Origin of the sequence: Vibrio genomosp. F10 str. 9ZD137 (assembly GCF_049974785.1) — a bacterium.
Lineage (GTDB): Bacteria > Pseudomonadota > Gammaproteobacteria > Enterobacterales > Vibrionaceae > Vibrio.
In genome coordinates, this window is sequence record NZ_JBNGCJ010000625.1 from 1 (window position 1) to 2,564 (window position 2,564).

3 protein-coding genes and 1 riboswitch are annotated in these 2,564 nt (G+C 44.1%); of the genes, 2 read left to right on the plus strand and 1 reads right to left on the minus strand.

Annotation, left to right across the window (positions count from 1 at the left end):
* Positions 1-6 precede the first annotated feature (6 nt).
* On the minus strand, positions 7-897 hold the full coding sequence (locus tag ACP45E_RS15220; RefSeq protein ID WP_017034303.1) for a YvcK family protein: 891 nt from the start codon (positions 895-897) through the stop codon (positions 7-9).
* A 250-nt stretch (positions 898-1,147) separates the two neighbouring features.
* Positions 1,148-1,292, plus strand: a riboswitch (molybdenum cofactor riboswitch).
* Between ACP45E_RS15220 and moaA the strand changes: the two genes are divergently transcribed.
* Positions 1,281-2,270 carry a GTP 3',8-cyclase MoaA gene (moaA, locus tag ACP45E_RS15225; RefSeq protein WP_017038702.1) on the plus strand — a complete coding sequence of 330 codons (990 nt, stop codon included), beginning with the start codon at positions 1,281-1,283 and terminating at the stop codon, positions 2,268-2,270. (Overlaps the previous riboswitch by 12 nt.)
* A gap of 77 nt (positions 2,271-2,347) precedes the next feature.
* Positions 2,348-2,564, plus strand: a 217-nt coding sequence (locus ACP45E_RS15230) for a molybdopterin-binding protein (protein ID WP_241824322.1), incomplete at its 3' end; no start/stop codon positions are given.

Genomic DNA, 2,564 nt, shown 5'->3' on the forward strand with positions numbered 1-2,564 from the left:
TAGCGACTAGCTACCGAGTAATTGTTCAATGGCTGCTTGCAGTTTGCTTCTATCGTGTCGCCAATCGCGATTTGGAGAAGCCAGCTCGGTGGTTAAACAATGCCATTCCTGGTCTATTTCTGGGTGTGGCGTATCGCCGAGGACTACGTCAATTTTACGGCCTTGGCAGGCTCGTTCACACCATTCTAGCTTTTGCTTTAAACTCATGCGTCCTGCAGGGCCAAACTCAGGGGATAAATTCTCAACAAAAACCACAGTGGCATTGGTGTTCGTCGAAATGGCTTTACCGATTTCAGGCAACAGTAGTGGCGGCATAATGCTAGTCAAAAAGCTGCCTGGCCCCAGAATGATACAATCCGCTTCCTCTATGGCGGTGACCCCTTCTTTTGTCGCGGGCACTTCTGGAGACAAATCCAATCGCATTAAATCATCGGTCATTTCATCGACATTCGTTTCCCCGGTCACCCATTTCCCCTCCATGGATAATGCGGTAAGGTCAGAGGGATGCTCTGACATGGGTACGATATTGACATCAACTTTTAGCATGTTTCGGATCAGTTGAATGGCTTCAAAAGGTCGAACGGATAGATTATCCAATGCCGTCAACATCAAATTGCCCAAGTTATGCCCATCCAGTTCCCCTGCGCCCTTAAAGCGATACTCAAACATCATTGAGCTTATTGATGGGTCGGTTATCAACTGATTAATACAGTTTCGCGTGTCCCCCCATGCAATACCACCTTGGCAATGGCGTATACGCCCTGTTGAACCACCATTGTCAGTGGTTGTCACAATCCCTGTTGCATTTGAACCAAAATCTTTCAGTGCCGCAAGCATACGACCTAAACCGTGACCGCCGCCGATGGCGACCACTTTTTTTGATGAGTATAAAGTCATGACATTCTTCTTTTCGTTGAGGCGTTATGGTTTTTTGTTAAGGTGTTACTGCTTTTTTCCGTCGCCTTTTTAATGACAATATTAAGTGAAGTCAGTGTATTTGTACTAATTTAGTGTCATTAACGTGTGTTAACTACTTAAAAGTGGGTATTTTTTGTTACGGGCATGGTTTTTTGACTGCAAGAGTGGAATCGTAACAAAATATTCAGTATTTTATAGCCTAGCTACCAGTAAGCCCTCATGGTTTATTTGGTTGCCATAACTCCGAGCTCATTAAGCTAAGTTCACCATATCGGTAAGGATAAGCGTAATGAGACAGTGGCTGTATGCCACCAGGGCTAAATTAGAAATGATTTGGCCTCCCGTATTTGGAAAGGTGTTCCGTGGCGAAACAATTCGAAGATCAATTCAACCGAAAGTTTTATTACTTGCGGCTGTCTGTTACAGATGTCTGTAACTTTAAATGTACCTATTGTCTGCCTGATGGATATAAGCCTTCAGGGCAGAAAAACTCGTCTTTTTTATCGGTACCTGAAGTAAAACGTGTCGTCTCTGCATTTGCTGAATGTGGGACCTCTAAAGTGCGTATTACTGGTGGTGAACCGAGCCTACGTAAAGACTTTCAAGATATTATCCATACCGTGTCATCAACTCGTGGGATTGAAAAAGTCGCGACAACGACCAACGGTTATCGTATGGAGAAACACGTTGAATCATGGCAACAAGCCGGGTTGACTCATATCAATGTGAGTGTGGATAGCTTAGACCCGCGTATGTTTCATCAAATAACCGGTGAGAATAAGTTTTCTCAGGTGATGGCTGGAATTGATCGCGCTTTTGAAGTGGGCTATTCGCAGGTTAAGGTGAACGTGGTTTTGATGAAAGATCTCAACGCTCATGAATTACCGAGTTTCCTGAACTGGATAAAAGACAGACCCATTCAACTGCGTTTTATAGAACTGATGCAAACCGGTGAAATGGATGATCTGTTTCAGCGTCATCATGTATCAGGTGTCGCTATTCGAAATCAGTTGATTGCTAATGGGTGGATCTTGAAAGTTCGTGAAGTCAACGACGGCCCCGCCCAGGTATTTGTTCATCCAGACTATCTGGGGGAAATCGGGCTTATCATGCCTTATGAAAAAAGTTTCTGTGACAGTTGTAATCGACTGCGAGTATCGTCAGTTGGGAAGTTACACATGTGTCTTTTTGGCGATCATGGCGTTGAATTGAGAGATTTGCTCGAGAGCGATTCACAGAAACAAGGTTTGATCAGCCGAATTTCAGAGCAGCTACAAAATAAATCACAAAGCCACTATTTGCATGATGGCAACTCAGGGATTACGCCTCATTTAGCATCCATCGGTGGCTAGTCAGTCTTTGGCCGTTTGCATCGGTCGGGAACTAACCAGATAGGCATATCAATACAACTTTAAACATAGGTGAACAAATGGGTCACGCAGAAAGCAAATTTCAGGCAGCAAACATTGCGGTTTTAACCGTATCGGATACTCGCACAGAAGAAAATGACACATCAGGTGGATACTTAGCAGAGCAGGCCAAAGACGCTGGGCACAATGTCGTGGATAAAAAAATCGTTATTGATGATATGTATAAAATTCGTGCCATTGTCTCTCAGTGGATAGCCGATGAAACGGTTCAAGCCG

What these genes read in the sequence shown, in the direction of transcription:
- ACP45E_RS15220 (WP_017034303.1), bottom strand. Translation starts at nt 897, where the DNA reads ATGACTTTATACTCATCAAAAAAAGTGGTCGCCATCGGCGGCGGTCAC.